Source organism: Shewanella sp. SW1 (genome assembly GCF_025653545.1).
Classification (GTDB): Bacteria; Pseudomonadota; Gammaproteobacteria; order Enterobacterales; family Shewanellaceae; genus Shewanella; species Shewanella oncorhynchi.
The window spans coordinates 65,211-90,249 of sequence record NZ_JAKKSG010000018.1; the positions used below are offsets into that span (position 1 = coordinate 65,211).

A 25,039-nucleotide genomic window follows, 5' to 3' on the forward strand; every position below is an offset into this window, starting at 1 on the left:
GGACGTGGAGAACACTGAAATTAACGGCAGATTGTAGGGCGAAATCTCATTATACTGACAGCTCAAAAACCACAGAATATTAACAGATGAATTCAAATAGCGGAACTATAGGTCGTTGGCAAGGTGCGGGTTTAATGGCGACCACTTTGCTCGGTACAGGGGTATTTATTTTGCCTCAGATGACTATTGAAAAAGCGCATTCTGGCGCCTTAGTCGCATGGATCTTGTTAACCTTGGCCATTATTCCAGTGGCACTGGTCTTTGGTCGTTTAGCGAGTGTATTTCCACATGCCGCAGGCCCCGCTTACTTTGTCGAGAAAGCCTTTGGTCGCACTGCTGGTCGAACAATTGGACTGATCTTTTTACTGGTTGTGCCCATGGGGGCGCCGGCCGCGATTTTGATGACCTTCCAGTTTGTGAATGCCTTAATACCGATATCTGGTTGGTCCAAGGTTGGTGTTGAAATACTCGTGATTTTTGGCTTGTTTCTGATTAATTTAAGAGGCATCCAAGTGTCGGCTAAGCTGCAATTTGGCCTGACACTTTGCATTGTCGCCGTTGTTGTGGTTTTGTTTGGTGCGAGTAGTTTTCAGCAAGGTCATCTCACGACACTTGCTAGCCATGGTATGCCTGAAATGCCAACCGTGATGATTGCCGCTGGCATCGCTTTTTGGAGTTTCTTGGGTATAGAAGCTATGACGCATCTTGCCGATGATTTTCGTCGTCCGCAGCAGGATATGATCCCCGCTATGATGATGGGCACAGTGCTGGTGGGCGTGATTTATGTGGCTTGTACACTTTTATTGCTATTAGTGCCGACAGATAAAAGTGTTGCCATGATCGGCGTGTTTGACCAACTACTCGGTGGTTACGGCGCACAAGTGATTGGTGTGTTAGGTATCGCAAGTGGATTGGCAACCGTTAACGTGTATGCGGCCAGTGCGGCACGTCTGGTCTGGAGTTTTAGTTGTGAAGGCATTTTACCGCGCTTCTTTGCCGTTAAGAATGCTCATGGTGTACCTATTCGAGCACTTGCTGCGCTGTTATCTGTGATGGCAAGCGTTATCGTACTGACTTATTTTACCGGGCAAGAGTTAGAGCACCTTATTGCATGGAGCAACGGCGTATTTGTGGTGATCTATTTGATGGCTATGCTCGCTGCCGCTAAGTTATTACCACGGCACAATTGGCCGCTGGTGGCGCTGGGTTGTGCGTTTTGCTTAGTATTAGGTTTTGCCCTAGGTGCAAGTATGTCCTACGTGCTTGTGTTGATCTTAGTGGTCGCGCCATTTTTGTGGTGGCAAAAGACCCATATTAGTCGCAAACAAAGTTTGGCGTTACCTGAGTAATATTCGCACCCTCTGGGGCTAAATCAACATGATGGGTTAATTAAAAAAGCCCCGAACTCTTTATTGTCATAAGAGTTTGGGGCTTTTTTGTGTGGCTTAGTGGATTTCGAAACTGGATATGATTGAGTGCGATTAAATTGAATGAAATAAAGAGGTAAACCTTAAGTCTGATGGCCGCCAAGCTTTGTTGCCGAAGGACTGCACATTACTGATATTTAATGTATCTCGGTGAGCGAGGCGATAACTTGTGTTCTATATTTTGATCATTCATACGGAAGGAGAATAAATATGGATTCAGCTGCGTTGCTCAATCGTGTCGATGAGTTACCTAGGTTACCTAAGGCGATCAGTGAATTGTTAGATGCGGTCAATGATGACAATGCGACAGTAAAAAGCATTGCCACTAAAGTTTCACACGATCCCTTAATTAGCGCTAGGGTGTTACGCCTTGCTAACTGTGCCCACTATGGACGCAGTCGAGAGGTTGGCACTATCGATGAAGCTGTTGTGCGTCTTGGGATGCAAACCCTACGAACCTTAGTGCTAGCATCGGCGGTGATTGGTGCCGTCCCTAAGTGTGAAGGAATAGATTTAGCCCAGTTTTGGGGGCAAACCTTTGAGATTGCGCTTTATAGCCAAGAAATGGCAAAGCGTTGTGGCGCAGTCCCAGAAGAAGCTTTTACTTGCGGTATCTTACATCGTATTGGCGATCTATTGATTGCGGCAGTATCGCCTGAAGATGCGGCGAAAATTGCCGAAGCTGTGGCGCAGGGTAAAGATAAGCATCAGTTTGAGCGCGAGTTACTTGGATATGATTCCCCTGATATTGGCGCATTACTAGCGAAAAATTGGAAGTTTACACCAGCGTTAGTGCAAGGCATTTTGTATCAAGACCACCCTAAGGATTCAAACCCATTTTCAAAACTTGCTGCGTTATTATGCTTATCTTACAAAGTTCTAGATGAGTGGGATACGATTGAGGATGATGAAAAAACCAGTTGGTTATCTCAATTAGCGACTAAGAAAGGATTGAAGATGGAGATGGGCGGGCTAAGGACTAAGTTGACTGAATTACACGGTTCGGGATATGAAATCGGTAAAGCGTTAGCTTAGGAGCTTGTTTAGCTTAGTGTTTTGGTGAGTAGGGCGGCAGTAAAAATATTTTTAGCCAAAGAGCGATATCAATTTAGTCTTAAGAAAGCAATCGCGTGAATGGGGAACGGGTGTTTCGCATTCACGCTTTTTTATGGGCTTTTGTTGATTTGCACTTTGATTGAATAGTGGATGTGGCTAGCCAGTTTGTTGGGTTGCAGCTATGGCAAGATTACGCATTTGGATCAACTCGCTGTGTTTGAGGTGCAACAAATCGGCGGTGCGTCGAATGATCTGGTCTTCATATTGGGATAGCTGGCCATCGGCGTAGGCCAGTTGCCACATTGCGAGCAACAATTGCTGCTTTTGCGCTAGGCTAAATTCAGCGTTAATGGCTGAGGTGAATTCAAAGAGTGAGGTCGCGCTGCCTTGTACGCTTTTAGCTTCATCAATCAGTATCTTAGCGTCTACTTCTGACATTGATAAGGTATCGGTTAGCAGCTTAGGTAATAAGGCTTCTTCCTCTGCCGTTAAGGTCTCATCGGCAAACACGACTTCAAGTAACATACTCGCTGCGGCCAGTTTAAGTTGATGTGCCTTGTCTTCAGGGGAGACTGCTTGAGTATGAGCTTCAAAAAATCGTCTTAATTTCGCAATCATATTTGGCGGTTCTCATGCTGGAGGGAATATAAAGTAGAGTCGATTGGGAAGTGAAAGTTCACCCTAAACCTTGTATTGCTTAGGGTGAGGTAAGACTGAATTACAGTAGCGAGTTCAGACCTTTCACCAGTAAGTCTGAGGTGCCTTCAGTGCCATTGGTATCTAAGTAAGACTTAGCTATGTTGATCATTGGCATTGCTAGATCTTTAGAAATGCCCAATTTTTCAAAGGCGTCTAAAACCATAGCACTGCCTTGCAGTGATGAACCTAAATCACCCGCTTTGGATAATAAGCCAGAAACACCCGATTTTGAGTCCAATTTAGGCGCAGCGGCGAGCAAACTATCGGCATTAGGAATGCTGGCAGCCAGTTTTGAGTAGTCGGTTGTTCCTAGGCTTGATTGCGCTAAGCCTAATAAACTGCCTAAGCCACCTTCGGCTTGAGTTTGGTTTAAACCCAATTGTGACATGACGCTGCCAACTAAATCATTCGACTGAGTTGCCGCTGCTGTAGTGGTCGCTTTTTCAGTTTTGGCTTGAGTTCCTGCCAAGTTATCTAACCAGCCTGCACTGGCGGGCGCCGCTAAAATACAAGTGCTGAGGAGGATAGAGAAGGTCAGAGTGTGTTTCATATGGAAGCGTCCTTTGATGGTTTGCGCACGAGTTCGCTGGACAGTTTAGCGGGTTTGTCACTTTTGTTGCAGTAGTTTTCTGTGATTTACGGTTCACACTGGTGATTTCTACTGTGCATTGCCAAGGGATTTTCGGTATCCTTAGCGGCAATTCTAAGTGTTAATTCATTTCAATTATTTGGAAAGTCGCATGTCACTATCCGCAATTTTGTCAGAAGCCTATAACTTCTTCCGTAATCATCTGGCGCAACTCGCTATGCTGACGATCCCATTACTCTTGATCCAAGTGGGGATCCAGTTATGGCTTGGTATAGAGATGAGTAAAGTTGATCTAGAAAACCCACAGTTTGGCGCGCCGCATATGATCGCCATGATGCTGTTACTACTTACTTTTTCGGTATTAATTGCCGCTTTGACTCTGTTTTTAGAACTGCGCTCACAAGGGCATAGTCCTTCAGCGGGAGTGGTGTTGAAGGCGAGTTTACCTTTTGTTCCACCATTATTATTGGCTGGGGTGTTTTCTGGTCTAGCGATTTTAGCACCAGTGATGCTGTTTGCCGCCTTCGGTCCTGTGTGGCTGGTAGGATTGGTAATTAGCTTCTATCTCTTTGCGCGTTTAGCCTATGTGAACTTTATGGTTGTGGTTGAGCGCTTAACACCGCTAGAAGCGATTAAGGGTAGTTTTAGTTTTAGTGGCCCTATCGTACTGAAAACCATTGCATTATTGATGTTATATTTACCACTCTCAGTCATAGGTAGCCAGCTTTCTGGGTTAGCGTCCATGGGCGGATTACCTGTGCAAATGTTAGCGGATACTTTTATGTCTTTTATTGGATTATTCGTTAACGTCGCTTTGTTCCGCTTATATATGGTGTCGAAAAAACCAAGCGTCGAATAGTGCAACATCAATTCAGCCTGCAGGGAATCACTCATGGGGACGAAAACAGTCATTAAGGATAGTGAGTTTATCCACGATTTTTCGGTCTCCTTGAGTGATGATTACCTCAAGGCGAAAAGCTATGTGCAGGATGTGCCGACACAGTCGCTGCTGCACATTCGCAGTTTTACCCATAAACTTACAGAGTTACTGGGGCAAGATAAGCAAATCGCGTTTTCCAGTCCGAATTTATACGATAGGATCGAACAGCTAAATCAGCGGCGCGTGATTGATGTGAAGACCACTCGTGCCCTGCATCGATTGCGTGCCGACGGTAACCGCGGTGCTCATCCTGAGAAATACCATCTCACCCAAGAACAATTACTCGCGCTAGCGCAAAAATCCATTAAAGATGTCCTGACTTTAGTTGAGCACTTGTATCCTAAGGTTAAAGGTCGAGTTGCCCCTGACTACTGTTATGAAGCGACTGACGCAATGACGGTGAGGGACTTATGTTACCGCGCTGTGATGGAAGATGACCCGCAAGCGCAGTATTTGGTGGGGATATCGTTTAAGATCAAGGCTTTGATACTGAAAGAACAAGAACTGCTCAAAGAGCAAGAACTTGCGGCAGAAGCCGAAGCTATATCAAGCCAAGATTTATCCACAGTTTCACCTCTAAATACCATTTCTCACATTAGCGCAGCTGACAGTTTTGCCCGAGCGGCCTATTGGTTTTCCCTTGCGGCACCTAAGCACATGGAAGCCTTACATGAGCATGGCGTAGCACTGATCCACGGTTATCAAGGCGCGCCAGAAGTGGCTAAAGGTGAACAGATCATTGCCACTGCAGCAGCAGCAGGTGTGGTCAATGCGATGGCGTTATTGGGATATTTTTATCTTGTAGGCAGTGAGTCGTTTCAACCCGACAGCAAGTTAGCACAGCAATATTTACAAGGTGCGGCAGATGGCGAGCAAACCGAAGCGATGGCGAATCTAGGTGTATTGCATTACCAGCAAAAGAACTTAACTCAAGCTTATCATTTTATAAGCAAAGCCGCGCAAGCAGGTTATCCCCATGCTCAGTATCATTTAGCATTAATGCTTGCCAATGGAGATGGTTGTACTCGAGATATGATTGCCAGTGAGCATTGGATGGCCGAAGCTGCCGAGCAAGGACAACTCGATGCTATGCTCACGCGGGCGCAACATATGCTCAATGATGACAATGCCTTTGGCAGTGATTTGACTCAAGCTGAGGATTATTTGCGCCAAGTGATCAAATATAGCCACAGTGTGCCTGCGATGATTGAGCTGAGTATGGCACTGGCCGACGGTATCTTAGGGCGAATTGATGTCGTTGGATCTGCGGCTTTACTTAAGCTGGCACGGCAAAATGCCAATAAAAAAGAGGCGGATATTATCGAGCCTCTGTGGCGTTCACTGGTATTACAGATTGAAAATGTGCTTGAGGTAACCCAAGATCCCGCCGAAATTCATAGCCTTAAACGCGCCCAGACCTTACTCGCTTGAGCGCAGTTTTGCTTCGATTGAACTAGTGTTCATCCTCTTTATGCTCAAAAGTGCGCCCTTGATGGCGTGCCGCATTAGATTCCCTAACAATAGTGTCAGATCCATAAACCTGACTCTGCGGCTCCTCTGTCGCGTGGGCATGCTGCGTTGCGTTTGCCTGAGCCTGATTAAATTTAGCCAACTGACGTGCCATATAAAAACGGCTAAATAGGACTAAACAACCGAGCGCAATGGCGCCAAATAAGAGCACGAAGGGCAATAAAAATAGTGATAAACAAATTAGGCTAATGCTAATTGCCATCGCTAACCAAGCCCGTGGGCCAGAAATTCGGGTCTGCAGTGGGCTCTGTTGGAACTGTTGAAAAATCATAAGAACTCCTCGATAGGCAGTGGACATTTAGTGTGCAATAGCGAGTGCGTCTAGGTCACGTTAATCTTGATTAATTTACTTTATTTTACTCCAGAGGCCATTTGGGTGTTGCGCATTACTTTGATATGTGATCGCATGCCTATCTATATGTTGTTGCTCGAATAACGGTTGGTTAATTATATGTGTTTGCTAAAATCTTTTTGATGTAAATCTGAGCAATTTCTTTGCTAACTGTACAGAATATGAGAAAATTCAGCTCAAATTTAACTGCAGTTTTAACTCAGTTAGCCGCCTTATTATATTGGTTGTAAATGTTCGTTCGACCCGCTCAAACACCCTCTTGTTTCACTGCTTTGTTAATTAATTAGACGCCAACATGAACTCATATTCGCTCAAGCAAAAAATTCTGTTCTCTGTCGTGGCAGCCCTTTCACTCGTGATTGGTTTGTTGTCATGGCAAAGTTATTCCAGCCAAAAATCCCAGCTGTTACAAAACAGCCTAGAACAAGTGCAGCGCTTAGGTGAACAGCAGGCTGAGCGGATCCAAGAATGGTTGGCTGGCCGCCAAGATATTATGGGAGCCCTGGCGAACAAAGTTGAAGGTGACAGCCTCAATACACTTCAACAAGCACAGGCATCGGGCCGTTTTCAGCTGACCTATTTTGGCTCTCAAGCAGGGCAAATGTTGGATTCTGATCCGAGTATTGATCGTACGGGCTATGATCCTCGCAGCCGCCCTTGGTATCAACAAGCCATCAGTGAACGCGGTCTTATTTTGACAAAACCTTACGTGGATGTTGCATATAACATTCTGGTTGTGACTATGGCGCAGCCTACCGCACAAGGTGTTGTGGGTGGTGACTTATCTATCGCAAGCCTAGTTGACGGTGTTAATCGGATGAAGTTACCGGCAAACGGTTATGCCATCATGATGCACAAAGACGGCACAGTGATCGCTTATAAAGATCAAGCTAAGACGATGAAACCTATAGCTGAAATCGATAACGAGCTTAATCGCAACTTACCAGAACAAAGCCGTGCAGCGGGCACTCTGTTACCTATGTATTTTGAAAATGAAGGACGTGACAAATTAGTCTGGAGCGTTGATATCCCTAATACAGATTGGGAATTAGTGTTAGTGCTTGATAAGGAAACGCTAGAGTCGCCACTGTCGAGCTTGTTACTCACTCAGTTTGGGCTTTCTGCACTCGTGTTGATCTTAAGTGTATTAGCCATTTCTTGGCTAGTAAGTGTCTTGCTGGGTCCTCTGAGTCGAGTATCGCAAGCACTTGCGCGTATTGCCGATGGCAATGGTGATTTAACTCAACGTATTTCTGTTGATACTCAAGATGAAGTGGGCGTGCTTGCCGACAGCTTTAACCGCTTTGTGGGTAGTCAACATCAGCTGATCAGCCATATTCGCCAATTAGCGAATGAATTAGATGCCGATGCTGAACGTAGTCTTGCCACCACGCAAACTTCTGTTGCGGAATTACAACGTCAGCAGCAAGAAGTCGCTATGGTCGCGACTGCGGTAACTGAAATGGCGAGTGCGACTAATGAGATCGCAGCCAATGCTGAGAACACGGCAACAGCGGCTCAACAGTCTGCAGCGAGCAGTTTACAGGGCAAAGAGTTAGTCAATAAAACTCGTAACTCGATTAATTCCCTCGCCGATGAAGTGACTCAAGCAACGGATGTCATTGAAGACTTGAGCCGTCATGCTAAATCTATTTCGAGCATCCTGGCGACAATTCAAGGGATTGCTGAGCAAACTAACCTGTTGGCGCTTAACGCAGCTATTGAAGCGGCTCGTGCTGGCGAGCAAGGCCGTGGTTTTGCGGTCGTTGCCGATGAAGTTCGAGTACTGTCACGTCGTACACAAGATTCGACTCAGGAAGTACATACCACGATTGAAACGCTACAACGCACTACTGCTAGAGCAGTCAGCTTGATGGAAAGCAGCCAAGCATTAGCGGGTCATAGCGTAGAAGATGCCAATGCGGCGGCGAAAGCCCTTGAAGAAATTACGCAAGCGGTCAACGTGATTTCAGATATGGCAGGCCAAATTGCTACCGCAGCGGAAGAACAGACTCAAGTGACGGGTGAAATAACCCAGAATACGGTTGCGATTAAAGATGTGACTGATGAGATTACCGCATCGGCCATGGCAGATTTGGCACAGGCGAGGGGCTTAAAAGCTCGCGCTAATGACCTGAATGCGCAAGTCGCGACATTTATTCTGTAATCGCTATTCTTAATTGTTTGTCTCGATATTAGCCCGATAAAGCCTTTACTTTGTCGGGCTTTTTACTGGCCGTTTTGTCGTGTTAAAGCATTTCTGTGGGATTGAATAACTTAGCCACACTTTGACAAATGGTTTCTCTAATCCATTTATGTCCTTGATCTTCATCATTTCTTTGATGCCATAACAGTACATAGGCCATTGGCATAAATTCGAAAGGCAGTGGCAGTTGTTTGAGCGGATAAAGTTGGCAGGCGTGACGGGCAAAGCTTGAAGGCAGAGTGAAGATTAAATTGCTGTGGGCGCAAACGCTGGCGGCACCATAAAAGTCGGGTACAGTCGTGCTGATCCGGCGTCTATGCCCAAGATCGGCAAGAAAGTAATCCAGTGCCCACCAATCACTACCTTCACAACGAACCTGCACATGGGCCATATCGAGGTAAAGGGGTAAATTCCATTGTTCTGAGGTGAGCGCCGCCATCAGCGGGTGATCCTCTCGCACTAAGCAGACTTGTTGATCGGTAAATAATGTTTGATAGGCAATCCCTTCTGGCAAGCGATCCACTTGAAAATCCGACAGTGGATGCAAATCCCGCCCTGAAATGCCAAAGTCGATTTGCCCTTGCTGCAAATCCTGCATCGATTTTTCGGTCCAGACATAGGAGTCGAGTTTGACGTTGGGTGCCGTGGTCAGCATAGGGCCGATAAAATATGGGATTAAGGTTTCATAGGCGCTTTCCACCATGGCAAAAGAAAATTGTCGATTGCTACTGGCAGGATTAAAGGTCGGAGGCTGAGTGAGTTGATACAAGTCTTGCAATATATTCGGCAGTTTTTGCCCAAGAATGAGGGCGTGCGCGGTGGGTTTTAAGCCATGTGCCGTGCGCTGAAATAGGGGATCATCTAAGGTTTCTCTGAGTCGATTTAAGCTCTTACTTAGGGCAGACTGACTTATATGTAATCGGCTGGCTGCGCGAGTGACACTCTGCTCCTCTAGCAGTACTTTGAGTATGACCAGCAAGTTCAAATCGATTCTGGCTAAGTTGTCGATATTCACAGATATTCCTCAGAGGAAATTTACTTTGGAAATTATACCATTTCTGTTCATACCTTGAGTTAATTAAAATAGCGCCCACTGAAATACCTTTCCCTGATCAACTGAGATTATTTATGCGGCGCAATCTGTTACCTATCCTGATGTCTATGGTGCTGCTCAGCCCATTAGCCATCGATATTTATTTACCTTCAATGCCAACTATGGCGACAGAATTCGCCGTATCTGCCAGTGATGTGCAATCCACGCTCGTATTGTTTTTATTCGCCATGGGCTTAGGCCAAGTGTTGATTGGGCCATTAGCCGACCGTTATGGCCGCCGTCCTGTGGCCATTTTCGGGGTCTTACTCTACGGCGCAAGTAGTCTTCTCGCTGCCGCGGCCATCGAGTTTCATTGGTTACAGATTGCTCGTGTGCTGCAAGGTTTAGCCGCCTGTTCAACTTCTATCGTGGTGTTTAGTGCGGTGCGCGACTGCTACTCACAAAAAGAAGGCGCTAAAATTTACAGTTACTTAAATGGAGCGATTTGCGTGATCCCAGCTTTAGCACCAACCTTAGGTGGCTTGTTAGCGATGCAATTCGGCTGGCGTTCAACCTTCGTTTTCATGACGTTATATGCCATGTTGATGATGCTCGTTGTCGGTTATCGCTTACCTGAGACTCGTCCAGCCAACACTGTTACTACTGGTCCACTTTACCGTTGGGGTAGATTCAAACCTGTACTCGGTAACACCCACTTTTTGTTTTATGCCTTTGCTTGTATGTCTGCTATGGCGGCTATTTTGAGTTATGTATCTTATGCGCCTGTGTGGTTGATTGGGCATTTAGGGGTTTCTGAGCTGGCGTTTAGTGGTTTATTCGGTCTCAATGCTGTGTTCAATATCGTGGCCTGTTTTGCGGCACCGATCGTCATTCGCAAACTGGGTAATCGTCCAACGGTTATTTTGGCTCTGTCCTTACTCGTTCTGTCTTCAGTGGCGACAGTGGCGGGCCAACAGTTTGGTCCAAATACAGGGATGGCAGCAGCTTTTAACTTCATGTTACCTATGATGTTGTTATGTGTGGGATTTGCCTTCTTACTCGGCCCTGCGACGAGTATGGCACTGTCAGCTTTCGGTGAACGAGCGGGGACTGCCGCGGCTATGCTAGGTTTTATTCAGATGAGTGGTGCATCCGTTTTAGCTGGACTTATACAGCAAACGAATTTAACTGCACCTTATGCAGTGGCACTCGTCATGGGCGTGTTTTCTATCGGTTTATTGTTGATGATGGCGCTGAGTCGATTCGACCACTGGCACCAAGAGCAGTTAGTTGGCGAGCATTAGTTCGCGGCACTGATTAATTACAGAGTACACCCTTTACCCACAGTTTGTTTGACCGCGAACTGTGGGTATTTTTTGTTGTGTCTTATACCCTTTTATCCTTTGGTATACTCGTAAAATAACTCACTACGAGGGTAAAGCTTGTCTCGTCACTATTGTTCTATCTGTCGTTATCCGCAAAATGCTTGCTTATGTGCGAGTGTTCAGCCTATCTCTCCAATGACTCAGTTGGTGGTTTTACAGCACCCGAGTGAAGTCGAACATAAGAAGAATAGTGTGCGGGTATTAAGTCTTGCTGTACCTAAAACGCAAGTTTATGTGGGTGAAAGTGAGTCTGATTTCAAAGGCTTACGAGAATATTTAGCGGCGTGTAATATGCCGATTTATCTCGTCTATCCCTCTGCGTTAAGTGTAAGTGTTGAACAGCAACGTATTAATCCTGATTGTATATTGCTGTTGCTCGATGGCACTTGGCGTAAGGCATTCAAAATGCTGCAGCTGAATCCTTGGTTAACCCAGTATCCTGCGGTGCATTTGGCTGAAGGTTATGAATCGCGCTATCGGATCCGTAAATCGAGTCGTAGCGATAGTTTATCGACCTTAGAAGCTTGCGCTTATATGTTAAGCGCCCTCGATCCTACCCTTGATGTTCAGCCGTTAATGATGGCATTTGATGCTATGGTGGAACTGCGGATTAAGGCGATGCCGAGTACAGTGCAGGTTCGTTATCAGAACTCAAATGAATCCAGTGGTAAGGTATAGTTGATGGGGTTAAGGCTATTGAGTCTTAGATTTTTTAAGTATGAATTAGTGCTTTTAAGTTATTGAGTTTTGAGACTCCGTACGAATTAAAATAGTCAAAATCTTATTCAGATCACGCTAACTTAATGTGAAATACGGTTTAATAACTAGGATTCATTTGCGCAGCAAATGATGAGATAGCTTTGCCAGCCAATTGCTTTGCAGGGGAGTAATTCCATTCATTACTATTAGTAAATGGCGTGCTGGCAGGGCTATCGAGCTTTAAATATGGTGTTTTCTGCAAGAAAATCTTTCCCCTTAGTTCGCGACCCATCAAAATATTTCGATAAAACCTTAGCGGAATCTTTCGTTTTCCGTTGTAAACGTTGAGAGCGTTAATTTGGTACGCAAGTCGGATTATCGAGCTGATGCGAACATCGGCAGTCCTAAATCTGTTCTAGGCTAAGCGTTTTTCCGCAAGAAAGGCTTGGGTGAAGTTTTCGACTGAACTCGGGTAGCCAAATAGAAATCCTTGGGCGAAACCTTGGCCCATATCTGTCATTATGTCTTTTTGTTGTTGAGTTTCAATACCTTCTGCGACGAAGTGAATGTCGAGTGCTTGTGCGAGTTGCACTATAGCATTGCAGAGCTTTTGTCCTGAGACTTCGTTTAAGCGCAAGGCAAACTCGGCATCAATTTTGACGCTGTCTATTGGCAAAGTCCCTAAGCGACTGAGTGACGATAACCCAGTCCCAAAATCATCGATGGCTATGCTGACACCTAACGCTTTGATACGATTGAGTGTGAGTCGTGCTTGCTCCGGTTGCCGTAACAATGCCGATTCGGTAATTTCTAAAATCAGTGCTTCAGCGGGTAACTTCGCCATTTCTAAGGCATTTATCACTTGGTCGATAAAATCTAAGTGTTCCAATTGCAGTGGTGACACATTGACTGAAATTCTAAAGTCGGGTTGATAATGTGCTCGCCAGAGGGCCGCTTGTACACAGGCCTGTTCTAATACCCATTGGCCAATGCTGACAATTAATCCTGTTTCCTCAAGCAATGGCACAAAGTCGGCAGCTTCATAATATTCTGTCGGTGACTTCTGCCAGCGGAGCAGGGCTTCGGCAGCAATAGTTTGATTTGTGTGTAAATCGACTATGGCTTGATAAGCGAGAGTGAATTGTTTTAGGCTATGCGCATGTCTTAGGTTATTGATTAACTGTAATTTTAACTCGGCTGCTAGGCTCATCTCCTTATCGTAAAACACGAGATGCGGTAAGCTCTTTTTAGCGCAATACATGGCAGTATCGGCAAGACTAATCAGCTGTCCCGCTTGGTTACTGTGGGTAGGAAATAGCGCGATGCCTATGCTGGTGCCGAGGAAGAACTTTTGGCCTTCAATTTCAAAGGGGCTCTCAAATAAGCTGAGAATCTGCTCTGCAAACAGCTGAATTTCATCTTTACAGCTACAGTCTTGCAGCACTAAGGTAAATTCATCTCCTCCCATACGGGCTATATCGGCCTTTTCGATACAACCTGCTTCGAGTCTGGCTGCGACGAGTTGTAATACTCTATCGCCCATGGAGTGACCGAAGCTGTCATTGATATTCTTGAAACCATTGAGATCTAAAAACATCAACGCGCCCAGTGCGAGGGGATCAGTTTTAAGTTTTTCGAGGGCACTATTGAGGATCTGTTTGAGATGGAACCTGTTAGGTAATCCAGTCAAGGTATCGTACATAGCCCGAGTTGTTAGCTGGGTTTCTAATAGTTTCTTCGTACTAATATCACTGAAAATATTCACATTATAATGAGCATCATCTTCAGTGACGATTTTACGACTGCTTTGCCAAGCAGGGAAGTTACTGCCATCTGAACGTCTTTTCCACGTTTCGCCCTGCCAAAATCCCCTTTGTTTCAAGGCGATTTGGCATTCGGTTTCTTCCCCCATATTATGGGTTCTTACCTCTAAAAATTCAGGGGTTTTACTGATGAGCTGCTCAGCGCTATAGCCGCAAATACGGCACATGGCTTTATTGACAGCCAAAATTTGATTATCAGTGTCAGTGATATACACAGCTTCGGCACTTTCTTCGAGCGTGGTCGACAAAATTTCTTTGGGAATATGAGCAAAACCATCAGAAATCGTTTCGCGCATTTGATTGCGGCGATTAAGAGCTTGTAATTCAACGAGTACCACGGGCTGTTGTTGCAGATAACAGCGATAGAGATTAATTCGAGTCGGCAGTTCATTGCCTTGTTGGCTCATGTGCAGCCAGTTGAATTCAACATTATTGCCTGCAATGGCTTCGAGGATCATTTCCCGCGCAAATTCAACACTATTGCGGCCTGAAGATTGGATTCTCGGAGAAAAATCATAGGGAGTCGCATTCACAAAAGCATCGTATTCAGTCTCAAAATAACTGAGGGTGGCTTGGTTGGCACTAATAAAGCTAAAGCCTTGAATTAAGGCTAAGGGGGTTTTATGGGGATGTGCTTGCCAGAGAGACAGCTTTTCTTGCAGTACAGGATCATCTGTACTGAGTTTCTTAAGTAAGTGTTGCCATCTGATCATTCAGGATACTCCCTTGTGACGCAAAATAGTCACATCCCATTTTAGGTCTTCGTTGAACACGAAGTTGCCCAATAGTACATCATTCCAATGGGGTTAAAAATAAACCTAATTGTTGTTTCACTCAAATAGAAACTTAAAAAGTGTAGTTTAAGACTTGTATTCAAGCATATTTTTTAAGAACACCTGCTGCATATTTCAAGCTTAGGCAGATTTTATGCTATGTTTTGCACATCTTGCGTGAATTGGCTTTTATCATTGATTCATTCAATTATCGAATACAAGGAGACATGGAATGGCGTATTTATTTAAAGTGTTAATCTCTAAAATATTAATATCGCTAGTCCTCATCTTTAGTTTTCATCTCGCGTTAGCGAATGCCGCCGAGGCGCCAAAGCCTAGATTGACCCTAGAGCAAAAAGCCGATAAGGCTCGCATCGACTCACAGCGATTAGAACAGGCTCAATTAGAAAAGGCCCGTCAAGCCACTAAAGAGACGGCAGAGCGGGAAGATAAAATTAAGCAACAATCTCAAACCAACGATTGGGAAGCGCAGCAAAAACTTAAGGCACAAAAACAGTTCGACGAAAGAGAAAGTCGCGAGCAAAAATATTTACGGGAAGCAAAAGAAGCCGCCGCAAAAGAGCGTAAAATCCCTAAACCTTAATCAGGCCATCGACACAGTCGATTTCAGCTAGTCAGTGCTAGCATTATTTGTGGGCATTACGACTATTCTCATTACTATGCACCTTACTATCCCTAGGAATTGTTGTTGAATATCTGCCCCTTATGTCATGGCGTTGAATTACTCGCTTATCATCAAGATAGGAAGCGTAGCTACCAGCAATGCCAAACCTGCCAACTGGTGAGCGTGCCTTCTGAGTTTTATCTTTCGGCCGAGGCAGAAAAAGCCGAATACGATAAGCACGAGAACCATGCCGATGATCTCGGCTATCAAACATTTTTAAATCGCACACTCGAGCCACTACTTAGCCGTGTTAGCACTTTGGCCCAAGGGCTCGATTTTGGCTGCGGAGAAGGTAAGGCATTGAGTCTAATGGCAAAGGCGCGCGGTTATCAGATAGATAATTACGACCTTTATTACGCTAATAATCCCGAAACGTTAGCCCGCCAATACGACTTTATTACCTTAACCGAAGTCATTGAACACGTGAGTGGTGCCGCAGGGTTACTTGCCCAGCTTGATAGGTTATTAAAACACAACGGCATTTTGGCGGTTATGACCAAACGCGTGCAAGATCAAACCGCATTTACGCGCTGGCACTATAAAAACGATCCCACCCACATCAATTTTTACGCCGAAGCGACCTTTGAGTGGATCGCACATCACTATGGCTGGCGACTCGAAATTATTGATAAGGACGTAGTCTTCTTGCATAAAGGGAGGCATAAAGAGATGCATAAAGGAATTCATCAGTCGAGTTAATGCAGTTGTCGCTTAAATGTACTTATCATCAATTTGTGACGCTATAGATACCTGATTTTCTATGGTTTTTGTTGCAATGCCAGTGGCTATTACTAATATCTCAAGCTCTGACTCAAGATTAGGGTTAACCGTTAGCCCGATAATCACTAGGGCATCGTAGGGGAGTTTTTTGTTTACTGCACGCCTATCTGATTGTATTAACTGAGTTCTATGGTGTTCCTCGCGACTACACTCACAATTGCCGCCAGTGCTTGGTCTATATCATCGAGTAGTGGATGTTGCACCCGTATTCTGCGTGTGGTTTGCAAGACGCTCGATTAATTCATTCACCGATATTTTGTGGGGTGAGCGAGGGCTCAAACTGAGTAAGGGTCACTTGACGCTGAAAATTAGGCTGTATATCTAGTTAATAAGGTATGGCTGGAATAGCGGCATAGTAAGTAATAGAAGGCTGCGACAGAATCTGTCGTAGCAATATGAAAATAGAATTTATGTGGTTAATTCGATTAACTAAGTTCGCCAAGTGTATATGTTCGCGGTATAAAGCAAATGGATTAACACTGCGGCCAAGTGTCAAGATGAAGGAATAAATACAATGGATGTTAAGACGTATCTACAAGCATTGAGTGCTATTTACGCCAACATGAATCAAACATTAGAACTGGATCGTGGCTTATCAAACTCAGTCTTAGATGAAGCCGAAAAACAATTAGGTTTTAAATTTGTTTCTCCGTTAAGGGAGCTTTGGGGATATGCCAATGGCGGCAATGAGTGGAGCACAGTCTTTGCCCGAAAAGATTACTTTTGTCGGTATGATTTTTTGTCATTAGCCTCATCACTTACATATCGTGACCGAATGAAAAAACGGGCACAGCATTACGCTAATTACCACGAGCCAGAAGTGCGGGACCCCAAAATTCAATCGGGGTGGTATCAAGAAGGTTGGCTGCCCTTTGCCCAATTTGGGGGTGGCACATTACTCTTGATTGCAGATCATTCGCCCTCGGCATTAGGCAAAATCGGCCAAGTCATCGCATACACCCATGACCCCGATATGATGGACTTTATCAGCCCAAACCTAAACCAATTTTTTGAGCAATCCTTGGCGCAAATAACGCTATATCCAGTTGAATTAATTGAGGATTAATGATAACAAAAATGTACGACCCATTATTCAACAAACCTAGTGAACTGATTATTGAAGGTGAGCTTCAGGGCAACGATAAGTTACGCATAAAAATGCTCGAAGACGTTTCTTTGATGACACCAGAAACGAAGCATCAAATTCTAAATGCTATGCTCAAAATGCATAAGTACTTTGAAGATTATTGCGGTGACTTAGATATTTCTTTAAATACCATCAATGAAATAGCCACAAATACCCAGCCGTTGTACATTATATTGGATGACACCAGCACAATGGAGACTCGGGCAATTCGTTATCATTACTCCTGCAACTGGGAAACCGATCATGGGGTAGAAGTGATGGTACTCAATGGTAATCAAGTGATTTTTGTGGGCAACTGCGGTTACACCTATGGCGTGTTATTAACCTCCATTGATAGTGCTTTATCCCTTCAAGATGAAGAGCTTAATTTTCTGTGAGTTGCTGACTAAATTTCATTACCGTTATTCCCGCGCAATACTGTGTTACTCAGAAAGGCAATTTTAGCTAGGCATTTTAGCCAGACATCCATATATGATGGCTCTTGTTCAAGTAATTTTAGCCAGTACAGGTGGTAGAGAAACCGAAAGTGCATTATGTTGTTGATTTAGAATGGGTGGCTAGACTTTGGCTGGTAAACCAAGCTAAGGAGCAAAACGTAACAAAGCGTTTAAAATCCTTCGCTTTACTCACTGGAAGTTCAAACTGCTGATTCAGTTTGAAACTCCTTTAACACGGAGTTAACTTCCTATGACACCTGAATATCTAGCCAAACAAGTTGAATTTATTGACTGGCTCTCGGCTGCAAGTCCGATTGAAGGCGTATTGGGTTCTACATATGGATGGGAGTGGCTGCCTACAAGCAGAGATCAAGAGGATCCTTTGAATGGTCCGAAAAAATGTGAGGAAACAAAAGACGCAGAGATGCTTGTGTATAAATCGGCGCTCAGATCTCTGAGAAAAATTGGCCGGTCACATCCTTTGCTTGTGTATGGTCCTCATGATTTTACTGAGAGCTTTAGAGGCGGCGCACTCTTTGCCTTCAAAATGGCAGCGAGAGAAGCAGCTCTCAGACAAAAGGGCGTATGGAGTGAGGTGGCTGAGTTGTATAGCCAAGGCCGATGGCCATGTGGTTTTAAAGAAAATCGTGAATTTGTTGTTTTGTGACTAAAGCTAACGATGCCAAGCATTAGGACAGCTTTTCCGTTGCCTTGAGTTTCTTTAACTGAGATCCGCCATCCCTATCTTTTTTCAGGTTGATTTATCTAAAAGCTGGATTCCAGCCCACAAACATTGCGGGAATGACGGTTAAAGACAGCCTCTAATGAAGCACAGTCTTTTTTACCTTTATCATTAAATCTATTAACAATTCCTCAGTGTCCGTGTAGTTTAGGTAGCTTATAAAAACAACAATAGGCTATCGCTATGACTTTACCCTCTGTATCATTTGCTGCATCAACATCATCATTTGAATTTAAGCCCCTAGTAAACCAATCTCGTTTTTCTAAGACCTTACTCGCGTCGGCCTTAGCCTTAAGCTTTATGGGCACAGGTTTAACCTCAGTGCAAGCGGCGACCAGTGCTATGCCTGATGCGGCTAAGTTGGCGGCGGGTGTGGAGCAAAAGGTGATCGACTGGCGTCGTGATTTGCATCAACACCCTGAGTTGTCTAACCGTGAGTTTCGTACCAGCAAGATTATTGAAAAACATCTGAAATCCTTAGGATTAGAAGTGCAAACGGGTGTTGCACATACGGGCGTGGTGGCCATTTTGAAAGGCGGGAAGCTGAAGGGCGGCAAGCCTGGTCCGTTGATTGCGATTCGAGCAGATATGGATGCACTGCCTGTGACTGAAGTGGTCGATGTGCCTTTTGCCTCTAAGGCGACTGACACTTATCGCGATCAAAAAGTGGGGGTGATGCATGCCTGTGGTCACGATACCCATGTGGCTATGTTGATGGGCGTGGCTGAAAACTTGGTTAAAGTGAAAGACAGTCTAGCGGGGGATGTGATGTTTATCTTCCAACCCGCTGAAGAAGGTGCGCCAGAGGGTGAAGAGGGCGGCGCGGAATTGATGCTCAAAGAAGGGCTGTTTGCTCAGCGCAAACCCGAGCAAGTATTTGGTATGCATGTCACCTCGAGTATGCCGAGTGGCATGGTTGGCCTGCGCAGTGGCCCAGCAATGGCGAGTGAAGACTCTTTTATAATCAAAGTGAAAGGCAGCCAAACCCACGGTTCGCGTCCTTGGAATGGGGTTGATCCTATCGTCGCTGCGGCACAAATTATCACTAACGTGCAAACGATCGTCAGCCGTCAGGTGGATATCACTAAAGCGCCGGCGGTGGTGAGTTTTGGCGCGGTCAATGGCGGTATTCGCTCTAACATTATTCCCGATGAAGTCGAGCTGATTGGCACGATTCGCACCTTCGACCAACCCATGCGCACCGATATTAAAGTGCGTCTAGCGCAAATGGCCGAGCTGTCGGCGAAAACCTTAGGGGCGACTGCCACTACTGAGATCCATCAAGGTTATCCTGTGGTGGTCAACAATCCCGAATTAGTCGCCAGTATGCGGCCTGTGCTTGCGAGTGTGGTGGGCGATAAGATGCTGATTGAACCTGGGTTAATCACAGGTGCCGAAGACTTTGCTTACTATGCCTTAGAAACACCGGGGATGTTTTTCTTCCTTGGGGTTACGCCAAAGGGAACTGACCCTGAAACGGCGGCTAGCAATCATTCCCCGGCATTTTATGTGGATGAAAGCGCGCTAAAAGTGGGCGTTGAGGCCATGACCAAAGTGGCGTTAACGGCGCTCAAAGCCCAATAAGTGGCTAACGTATTATTCCGTAAGCACTGCGGTATAACTTGAGCTTACAAAAAATCGGCGCGGGATACGCTTCCTGCGCTTGATTTGTTAAACAATTTACCTCTATATGTGGATATTTACAGCAAGGAGCGAACAAGATGAAGCGCACGCTATCGGCTCTGGTGTTGGCCATGGGACTTTTGAACCCCCTAAGCCAAGCACAGGCCACCACGGCAGAAGACATTAAGAGTTTCACGCTAGATAACGGCATGAAAATCATGGTGCTAGAAGATGCCTCAATTCCCAATGCCAACATGTATTTATTTTGGAAGGTCGGTTCACGTAACGAAGTGCCCGGCATTACCGGTATTTCGCACTTTTTCGAACACATGATGTTCAACGGTTCGAAAAAGTACGGCCCAAAAATGTTCGACCGTACTATGGAAGCCGCAGGTGGCGCGAACAATGCGTATACCACTGAAGACATGACGGTTTATACCGATTGGTTCCCCGCCAATGCGCTCGAAACTATGTTCGATCTCGAAGCTGACCGCATCGCTAACTTAGATATCAACCAAGCCATGGTCGATAGCGAACGTGGTGTAGTGCAGTCGGAGCGTTCCACTGGCTTAGAAAACTCTAACTGGAATGCTCTCGAAGGCGAAATCAAAGGCGTGGCATTTTTAGCCCACCCTTATTCTTGGTCGGTGATCGGCCATGAGTCGGATATCGCCGCTTGGTCGCTGGAAGATTTAGTCCAGTACCATAAAACCTATTACGCGCCGAACAATGCCGTGGTCGTGATTGCCGGTGATGTAAAGCTTGCCCAAGTAAAAGCCTTGGCAGACAAGTACTTTGCGCCTATTCCGGCACAGACTCCGCCTCAAGCGATTCGCACTGTCGAACCTGAGCAAAAGGGTGAGCGTCGCACCTTTGTACAAAAGGCATCGGTCAGCACACCTAACGTAATGTTGGCGTACCATATTCCGGCGGCAACCCATGCGGATTTTTATGCGCTGGATTTATTAAGCTCGATTCTAAGCCAAGGTAATAGCTCGCGTTTATATCAATCATTGGTTGATAAACAAGTGGCCTTAGAAGCGCAAACCTACATGCCGATGTCGGTCGATCCTAACCTCTTCTATGTGATGGGTGTTGCTACACCTGAGGTGAAAGCCTCGACGCTGGAGCATGCGTTGATTGAACAAATCGATGCGATTGCGACAACGGGTGTTACCCAGCAAGAACTGGATAAAGTTAAAAATATTAAGTTGATGGATTTTTATCGCTCGATGGAAACCATTAATGGTAAGGCTAATACCATAGGCACCTATGAGATGTATTTTGGCAGTTACGACAAGTTATTTAATGCACCTGAAGCCTATAACAAGGTGACGCCTGCGGATATTCAACGAGTTGCCCAAACCTACTTACGTAAATCGAATCGCACTGTGGCTGTGCTGGCGGCAACTGAGGAGTCTTCCCTATGAAATCGACAGCAGTGAAATCACTTAAGATGGCATCACTTGGGAAATCGTCTAAGTTAATGGCCGCATTAGCCCTAGGCACAAGTTTAGCCTTAGCGGGTTGTGCTACGACATCGGCACCAAAACGGGTCGATACTGGCAGCTTTGCGATGCCAAGTTACGATAAGTTTGTGTTAGATAACGGCTTAACTGTGTACTTAATGCCGCAGCGCGAAGTGCCGTTAATTACCTTAAATGCCGTGGTACGCGCTGGTGCAGTGAATGACACCACCGCAGGCGTGGCACAAATGACAGCAGAAGGCTTGCTGTTAGGTGCGGCGGGGAAATCTAAGGCTGATATCGAGCAGCAAGTGGATTTTCTCGGTGCAAGCTTAGTGGCCGAAGCGGATAAGGAAGGCAGTTATCTGAGTGCTGACTTTATGGCGAAGGACATTGACTTGATGCTGGGCTTATTTAGCGCGGCGATGTTAACGCCTGATTTTGATGCCGCCGAGTTCGATAAACTCAAACAGCGCGCGATTGCTGGGCTGCAGCAGGATAAAGAGAGCCCGCGGGCGGTGATTGGTCGTTACTTCGATAAGCTCGTATTTGGTGCACATCCTTATGGTAATGCGGCTTCGGGTAACAGTGATTCGCTTGAACAAGTGACTGTGTCGCAGCTGCGCGCCTTCCATAAGAGTTACTATCAACCTTCCAATACCGCGATAACTGTTGTGGGTGACTTTGATGTGGCGACGATGAAAGCCAAGCTGGCGCAAGCCTTTGGTCAGTGGCAGGGCAGCGAAAAGCTGGTGCAGCCTGATTTAAACCAAGGTTTGCCTCAGTTGAGTGAGGCCAAAGTCTTGCTGGTGGATAAACCCGATGCAATCGAAACTACTTTTGTGATTGGGGGCTTAGGTATTAGTCGTGACAATCCAGACTATGTAGGTTTAACGGTAGTGAACACTATTTTAGGTGGTCGTTTCACCTCTTGGCTTAACGACGAGCTGCGGGTGAACGCGGGGCTAACCTATGGCGCGCGCTCAGGTTTTAGCCCTTATACCGATTCGGGCGTATTCACAATCAGCACTTTCACTAAGACGGAAACCACTCAAGAAGCGATGGATCTAGCCTTAAAAACCTATGCACGTTTATGGGAGAAAGGTGTAGATCAAGCGACTTTAGATTCGGCTAAAGCCTATGTTAAGGGTCAGTTCCCGCCTCAGTTTGAAACCTCAGGTCAGCTGGCAGGGCTCTTATCTGGCATGTATTTGTACGGTTTCGATGATAAGTTTATCAATGAGTTCCAAGCTAAGGTGGATGGTTTGACCTTAGAAGAAACCCAAAGGTTAGTGAAAACTTACTTCCCGCAAAAAGATCTGCAATTTGTGCTGATTGGCAATGCGGCTAAGATTGCACCGATTGCTGCTAAGTACGGCAAAGTGCAAACCGTCGATATTAAAGCCACGGGATTTGGCCAATAAGCCATCATTGCGAGGCTTGATTCAATAAAGAAAAGGTCTGCATAGTGCAGACCTTTTGCTTTTCTGTTCTTGGTGCTAGATGCAGCGTTTATTGTCCACCCGGCTTAGCATAATGGGTCATCCAATCCTTCACTTGGTTATACCAATAGATAGAGTTATTGGGTTTCATAACCCAATGATTTTCATCGGGGAAGTAAATCATCCGTGATTCCACATTGCGAGTTTGCAGGGTGCGGAACAGTTCAAATCCTTGTCCCACAGGTACCCGGTAGTCGAGCTGACCGTGGCTGACTAAGGTCGGAGTGTTAAAGTTAGCTGCAAAGTAATGCGGAGAAATGGCTTTATACAGCTCAGGATTATCCCAGTAGTTGCCAAATCGGGTGCTGTGCACGGCAAAATCCGACGCCATTTGTGAATACATGTCGTAAACCGCAGCGTGGATCAACAAGGCTTTAAAGGGATGTGGTTGGCCTAAAATAATTGAGGTCAGATAACCACCGTAACTTGCGCCACCCGCCACCATGCGGTCGCTGTCTATCCAGCTTTGCTGTTTAAACCAGTCGGCAGCCTTGAGCACATCTTCGAGGGATTTATTCTTCCAATCTGGGTTAATCGCATCGGCAAACGCTTGTCCGAAGCCGCTAGAACCATGGAAGTTTGGCCAAGCAGTGACATATCCCCAAGAGGCGAAGGTTTGTGCGTTCCAACGGTAATGGAAACCGTTAGTAATGGCGTTGTGTGGCCCGCCGTGAACTAGCATAAAGAGTGGATATTTTTTACTGCGATCGAATCCGGGGGGATAGTGAACCCACATTTGAATATCTTGATCTTGATATCCCTTGTAGGTCACTGATTCGTAAGTGCCTAAATCAACATCTTTGAGAATATCGTCATTAAAATTCTCTAGGCGTACCGTCTTACCATTGCGGGGATTAATGCTGACCAAGCGCGCTGGGTGCAAAAAGCTCTCGTTGGTGGCAATCAGTTCACCGTCTTTGCTTATGGCGGGTTGGCCAAAGTCAGTTGCCTCTGTAATGGCTTTGACTTTACCGTTTTTGGCATCGATATGATAAATGCGGTTAGTGGCGGCATCTTCGATGGTGGCATAAAAGCCTTTACTGTCGGGGGTCCAATTAAATTGGCTGACCGAACGATCCCACTCTGGTGTTAGCGTATTAAGTTTACGGCTATCGATATCCAGTAACATCAGCCTTGAAGTATCGGCATAGAAACCGGGGATTTTCTGACGGGTAAAAGCCAACGTTTTGCCATTGGGGCTAAAGCTGGGATCAGCATCAGCGGCTTGATTTTCTGGGGTGATATTCTCTGCTTTACCACTGCCAATCGTCGCAAGGAAAATATCCAGTTTAGGGTCGATACGGTTGTCTGAGCCATAAGTACTGAAGGCAATTAAGCGTTCATTAGGCGAAATATCGTAACTTGAACTGCTTTGGCTCGAGCGTGGTAACTCATGGCCGAGTGCTTGCGTCACGGCTTCGACTTCGCCGCCCGAAGCGGGGAGCCTAAATACATGGGCTTGGCGACGTTCATCTAACCAGTGATCAAACTGAGCGTAGGGCAAAGCGTTCCACTGGCGAGCGGAGACCTTATTGTCTTCGTCGGCTTTTAGTTGGGTCTTCATCTCGTCCCATGTTTGATTTGGGAATATATTGCTGATGAAATACAAATGCTTGCCAACCCATTTAATACCATTTACGCCAGTAGGTATGTCGGTTAAGCGCTGCGCTTCACCCGGACCGTCCATAGGCAATAGGTAGATTTGGCCTGCGTCGTCTTCATTTCGCTCACTCACAAAGGCCAAGGTTTTGCCGTCGGGCGAAAACACGGGCTCGCTCACCTTTAACCCTTTGACTGTAATCGCGCGATTATTTTTACCTTCGCCATCAAAACGCCATAACTGGGTCGAACCTTTATCTTCCTTCAGATCATATTCTGTGACTGGCGCAATAATATGCTCACCAGAGGGCGATACGACTGGGCTACCAATACGCTTAAGTTGCCAGAGCAATTCCACCGAGAGCGGTTTACCCTGCTCCGCAAATGCTGAGCCGAATGGCATCAACAGACAGAGCAATAAGATTCCTGTCTTCTTCACTGTGAGTCTCCTTATCATACATATAGTTATAATGATTTTATTTGTGGTGCAGATTCGAGAGTATAGAAACCGAGCATGAAAGCAAACTGAGTGATAACCCATAGCGG

General features: G+C 45.7%; 21 protein-coding genes. 15 read left to right on the forward strand and 6 right to left on the reverse strand.

What is annotated here, in order from left to right; translation table 11 throughout:
- Positions 1-86: 86 nt before the first annotated feature.
- Both yjeH and L5M71_RS16395 read left to right on the forward strand, forming a co-directional pair.
- On the forward strand, positions 87-1,349 hold the full coding sequence (yjeH, locus tag L5M71_RS16390; protein ID WP_263185129.1) for an L-methionine/branched-chain amino acid transporter: 1,263 nt from the start codon (positions 87-89) through the stop codon (positions 1,347-1,349).
- Between the two features lie 288 nt (positions 1,350-1,637).
- On the forward strand, positions 1,638-2,462 hold the full coding sequence (locus L5M71_RS16395; protein ID WP_173248173.1) for an HDOD domain-containing protein: 825 nt from the start codon (positions 1,638-1,640) through the stop codon (positions 2,460-2,462).
- Between the two features lie 177 nt (positions 2,463-2,639).
- Here the strand turns inward: L5M71_RS16395 and L5M71_RS16400 are convergent, their stop codons facing one another.
- Complete coding sequence (locus L5M71_RS16400; protein WP_105250590.1) at positions 2,640-3,101, reverse strand: TerB family tellurite resistance protein; 462 nt, start codon at positions 3,099-3,101, stop codon at positions 2,640-2,642.
- Between the two features lie 100 nt (positions 3,102-3,201).
- Positions 3,202-3,732, reverse strand: coding sequence for a DUF2780 domain-containing protein (locus L5M71_RS16405; protein ID WP_168827259.1), 531 nt, complete (start codon positions 3,730-3,732; stop codon positions 3,202-3,204).
- 190 nt (positions 3,733-3,922) lie between these two features.
- Here L5M71_RS16405 and L5M71_RS16410 point away from each other — a divergent pair, with 190 nt between their 5' ends.
- Together L5M71_RS16410 and L5M71_RS16415 are read left to right on the forward strand one after the other, a co-directional pair.
- On the forward strand, positions 3,923-4,630 hold the full coding sequence (locus L5M71_RS16410; RefSeq protein WP_105250588.1) for a hypothetical protein: 708 nt from the start codon (positions 3,923-3,925) through the stop codon (positions 4,628-4,630).
- Positions 4,631-4,663: 33 nt separating this feature from the next.
- Positions 4,664-6,142, forward strand: coding sequence for a DUF4145 domain-containing protein (locus L5M71_RS16415; RefSeq protein WP_263147478.1), 1,479 nt, complete (start codon positions 4,664-4,666; stop codon positions 6,140-6,142).
- A 22-nt stretch (positions 6,143-6,164) separates the two neighbouring features.
- Here the strand turns inward: L5M71_RS16415 and L5M71_RS16420 are convergent, their stop codons facing one another.
- Entirely contained in the window at positions 6,165-6,512 is a 348-nt protein-coding gene (locus tag L5M71_RS16420) for a hypothetical protein (protein ID WP_173497987.1), read from the reverse strand.
- 376 nt (positions 6,513-6,888) lie between these two features.
- On the opposite strand from L5M71_RS16420, the gene L5M71_RS16425 reads away from it, so the two are divergent.
- Positions 6,889-8,760 (forward strand): methyl-accepting chemotaxis protein, encoded by a 1,872-nt coding sequence (locus tag L5M71_RS16425; RefSeq protein WP_263208740.1) that lies wholly within the window; start codon positions 6,889-6,891, stop codon positions 8,758-8,760.
- Between the two features lie 82 nt (positions 8,761-8,842).
- Here the strand turns inward: L5M71_RS16425 and L5M71_RS16430 are convergent, their stop codons facing one another.
- A complete protein-coding gene (locus tag L5M71_RS16430; RefSeq protein ID WP_113940290.1) occupies positions 8,843-9,814 on the reverse strand; it encodes a LysR family transcriptional regulator in 972 nt (323 codons plus the stop codon).
- Between the two features lie 113 nt (positions 9,815-9,927).
- Between L5M71_RS16430 and L5M71_RS16435 the strand changes: the two genes are divergently transcribed.
- A complete protein-coding gene (locus L5M71_RS16435) occupies positions 9,928-11,136 on the forward strand; it encodes a multidrug effflux MFS transporter (RefSeq protein WP_113940291.1) in 1,209 nt (402 codons plus the stop codon).
- 138 nt (positions 11,137-11,274) lie between these two features.
- The gene (locus L5M71_RS16440) at positions 11,275-11,895 is read left to right on the forward strand and encodes a tRNA-uridine aminocarboxypropyltransferase (RefSeq protein ID WP_263147483.1); all 621 of its coding nucleotides are present in this window, start codon (positions 11,275-11,277) and stop codon (positions 11,893-11,895) included.
- A 436-nt stretch (positions 11,896-12,331) separates the two neighbouring features.
- Here L5M71_RS16440 and L5M71_RS16445 read toward each other — a convergent pair whose 3' ends face one another.
- Entirely contained in the window at positions 12,332-14,452 is a 2,121-nt protein-coding gene (locus L5M71_RS16445; RefSeq protein ID WP_173248158.1) for a putative bifunctional diguanylate cyclase/phosphodiesterase, read from the reverse strand.
- 292 nt (positions 14,453-14,744) lie between these two features.
- On the opposite strand from L5M71_RS16445, the gene L5M71_RS16450 reads away from it, so the two are divergent.
- The 8 genes from L5M71_RS16450 to L5M71_RS16485 all read left to right on the forward strand — a co-directional run bounded on the left by L5M71_RS16450 (position 14,745) and on the right by L5M71_RS16485 (position 22,816).
- Complete coding sequence (locus tag L5M71_RS16450) at positions 14,745-15,116, forward strand: hypothetical protein (RefSeq protein ID WP_263168522.1); 372 nt, start codon at positions 14,745-14,747, stop codon at positions 15,114-15,116.
- 105 nt (positions 15,117-15,221) lie between these two features.
- A complete protein-coding gene (locus L5M71_RS16455; protein ID WP_263208742.1) occupies positions 15,222-15,896 on the forward strand; it encodes a class I SAM-dependent methyltransferase in 675 nt (224 codons plus the stop codon).
- Positions 15,897-16,491: 595 nt separating this feature from the next.
- Positions 16,492-17,043, forward strand: a complete 552-nt coding sequence (locus tag L5M71_RS16460) for an SMI1/KNR4 family protein (RefSeq protein ID WP_263208744.1) — start codon at positions 16,492-16,494, stop codon at positions 17,041-17,043.
- Positions 17,043-17,501 (forward strand): DUF6985 domain-containing protein, encoded by a 459-nt coding sequence (locus L5M71_RS16465; protein ID WP_263208747.1) that lies wholly within the window; start codon positions 17,043-17,045, stop codon positions 17,499-17,501. Before L5M71_RS16460 ends, L5M71_RS16465 begins: the two co-directional genes overlap by 1 nt.
- Positions 17,502-17,811: 310 nt before the next feature.
- Positions 17,812-18,228, forward strand: a complete 417-nt coding sequence (locus L5M71_RS16470; protein WP_113940298.1) for a hypothetical protein — start codon at positions 17,812-17,814, stop codon at positions 18,226-18,228.
- A 258-nt stretch (positions 18,229-18,486) separates the two neighbouring features.
- Entirely contained in the window at positions 18,487-19,887 is a 1,401-nt protein-coding gene (locus L5M71_RS16475; RefSeq protein ID WP_263208750.1) for an amidohydrolase, read from the forward strand.
- Positions 19,888-20,024: 137 nt separating this feature from the next.
- Positions 20,025-21,356, forward strand: a complete 1,332-nt coding sequence (locus L5M71_RS16480; protein WP_263208752.1) for a M16 family metallopeptidase — start codon at positions 20,025-20,027, stop codon at positions 21,354-21,356.
- A complete protein-coding gene (locus tag L5M71_RS16485; protein WP_263193043.1) occupies positions 21,353-22,816 on the forward strand; it encodes a M16 family metallopeptidase in 1,464 nt (487 codons plus the stop codon). The genes L5M71_RS16480 and L5M71_RS16485 overlap by 4 nt, the downstream gene beginning before the upstream one ends.
- An 88-nt stretch (positions 22,817-22,904) precedes the next feature.
- Here L5M71_RS16485 and L5M71_RS16490 read toward each other — a convergent pair whose 3' ends face one another.
- Entirely contained in the window at positions 22,905-24,932 is a 2,028-nt protein-coding gene (locus tag L5M71_RS16490; protein WP_263208755.1) for an alpha/beta hydrolase family protein, read from the reverse strand.
- Positions 24,933-25,039 lie beyond the last annotated feature (107 nt).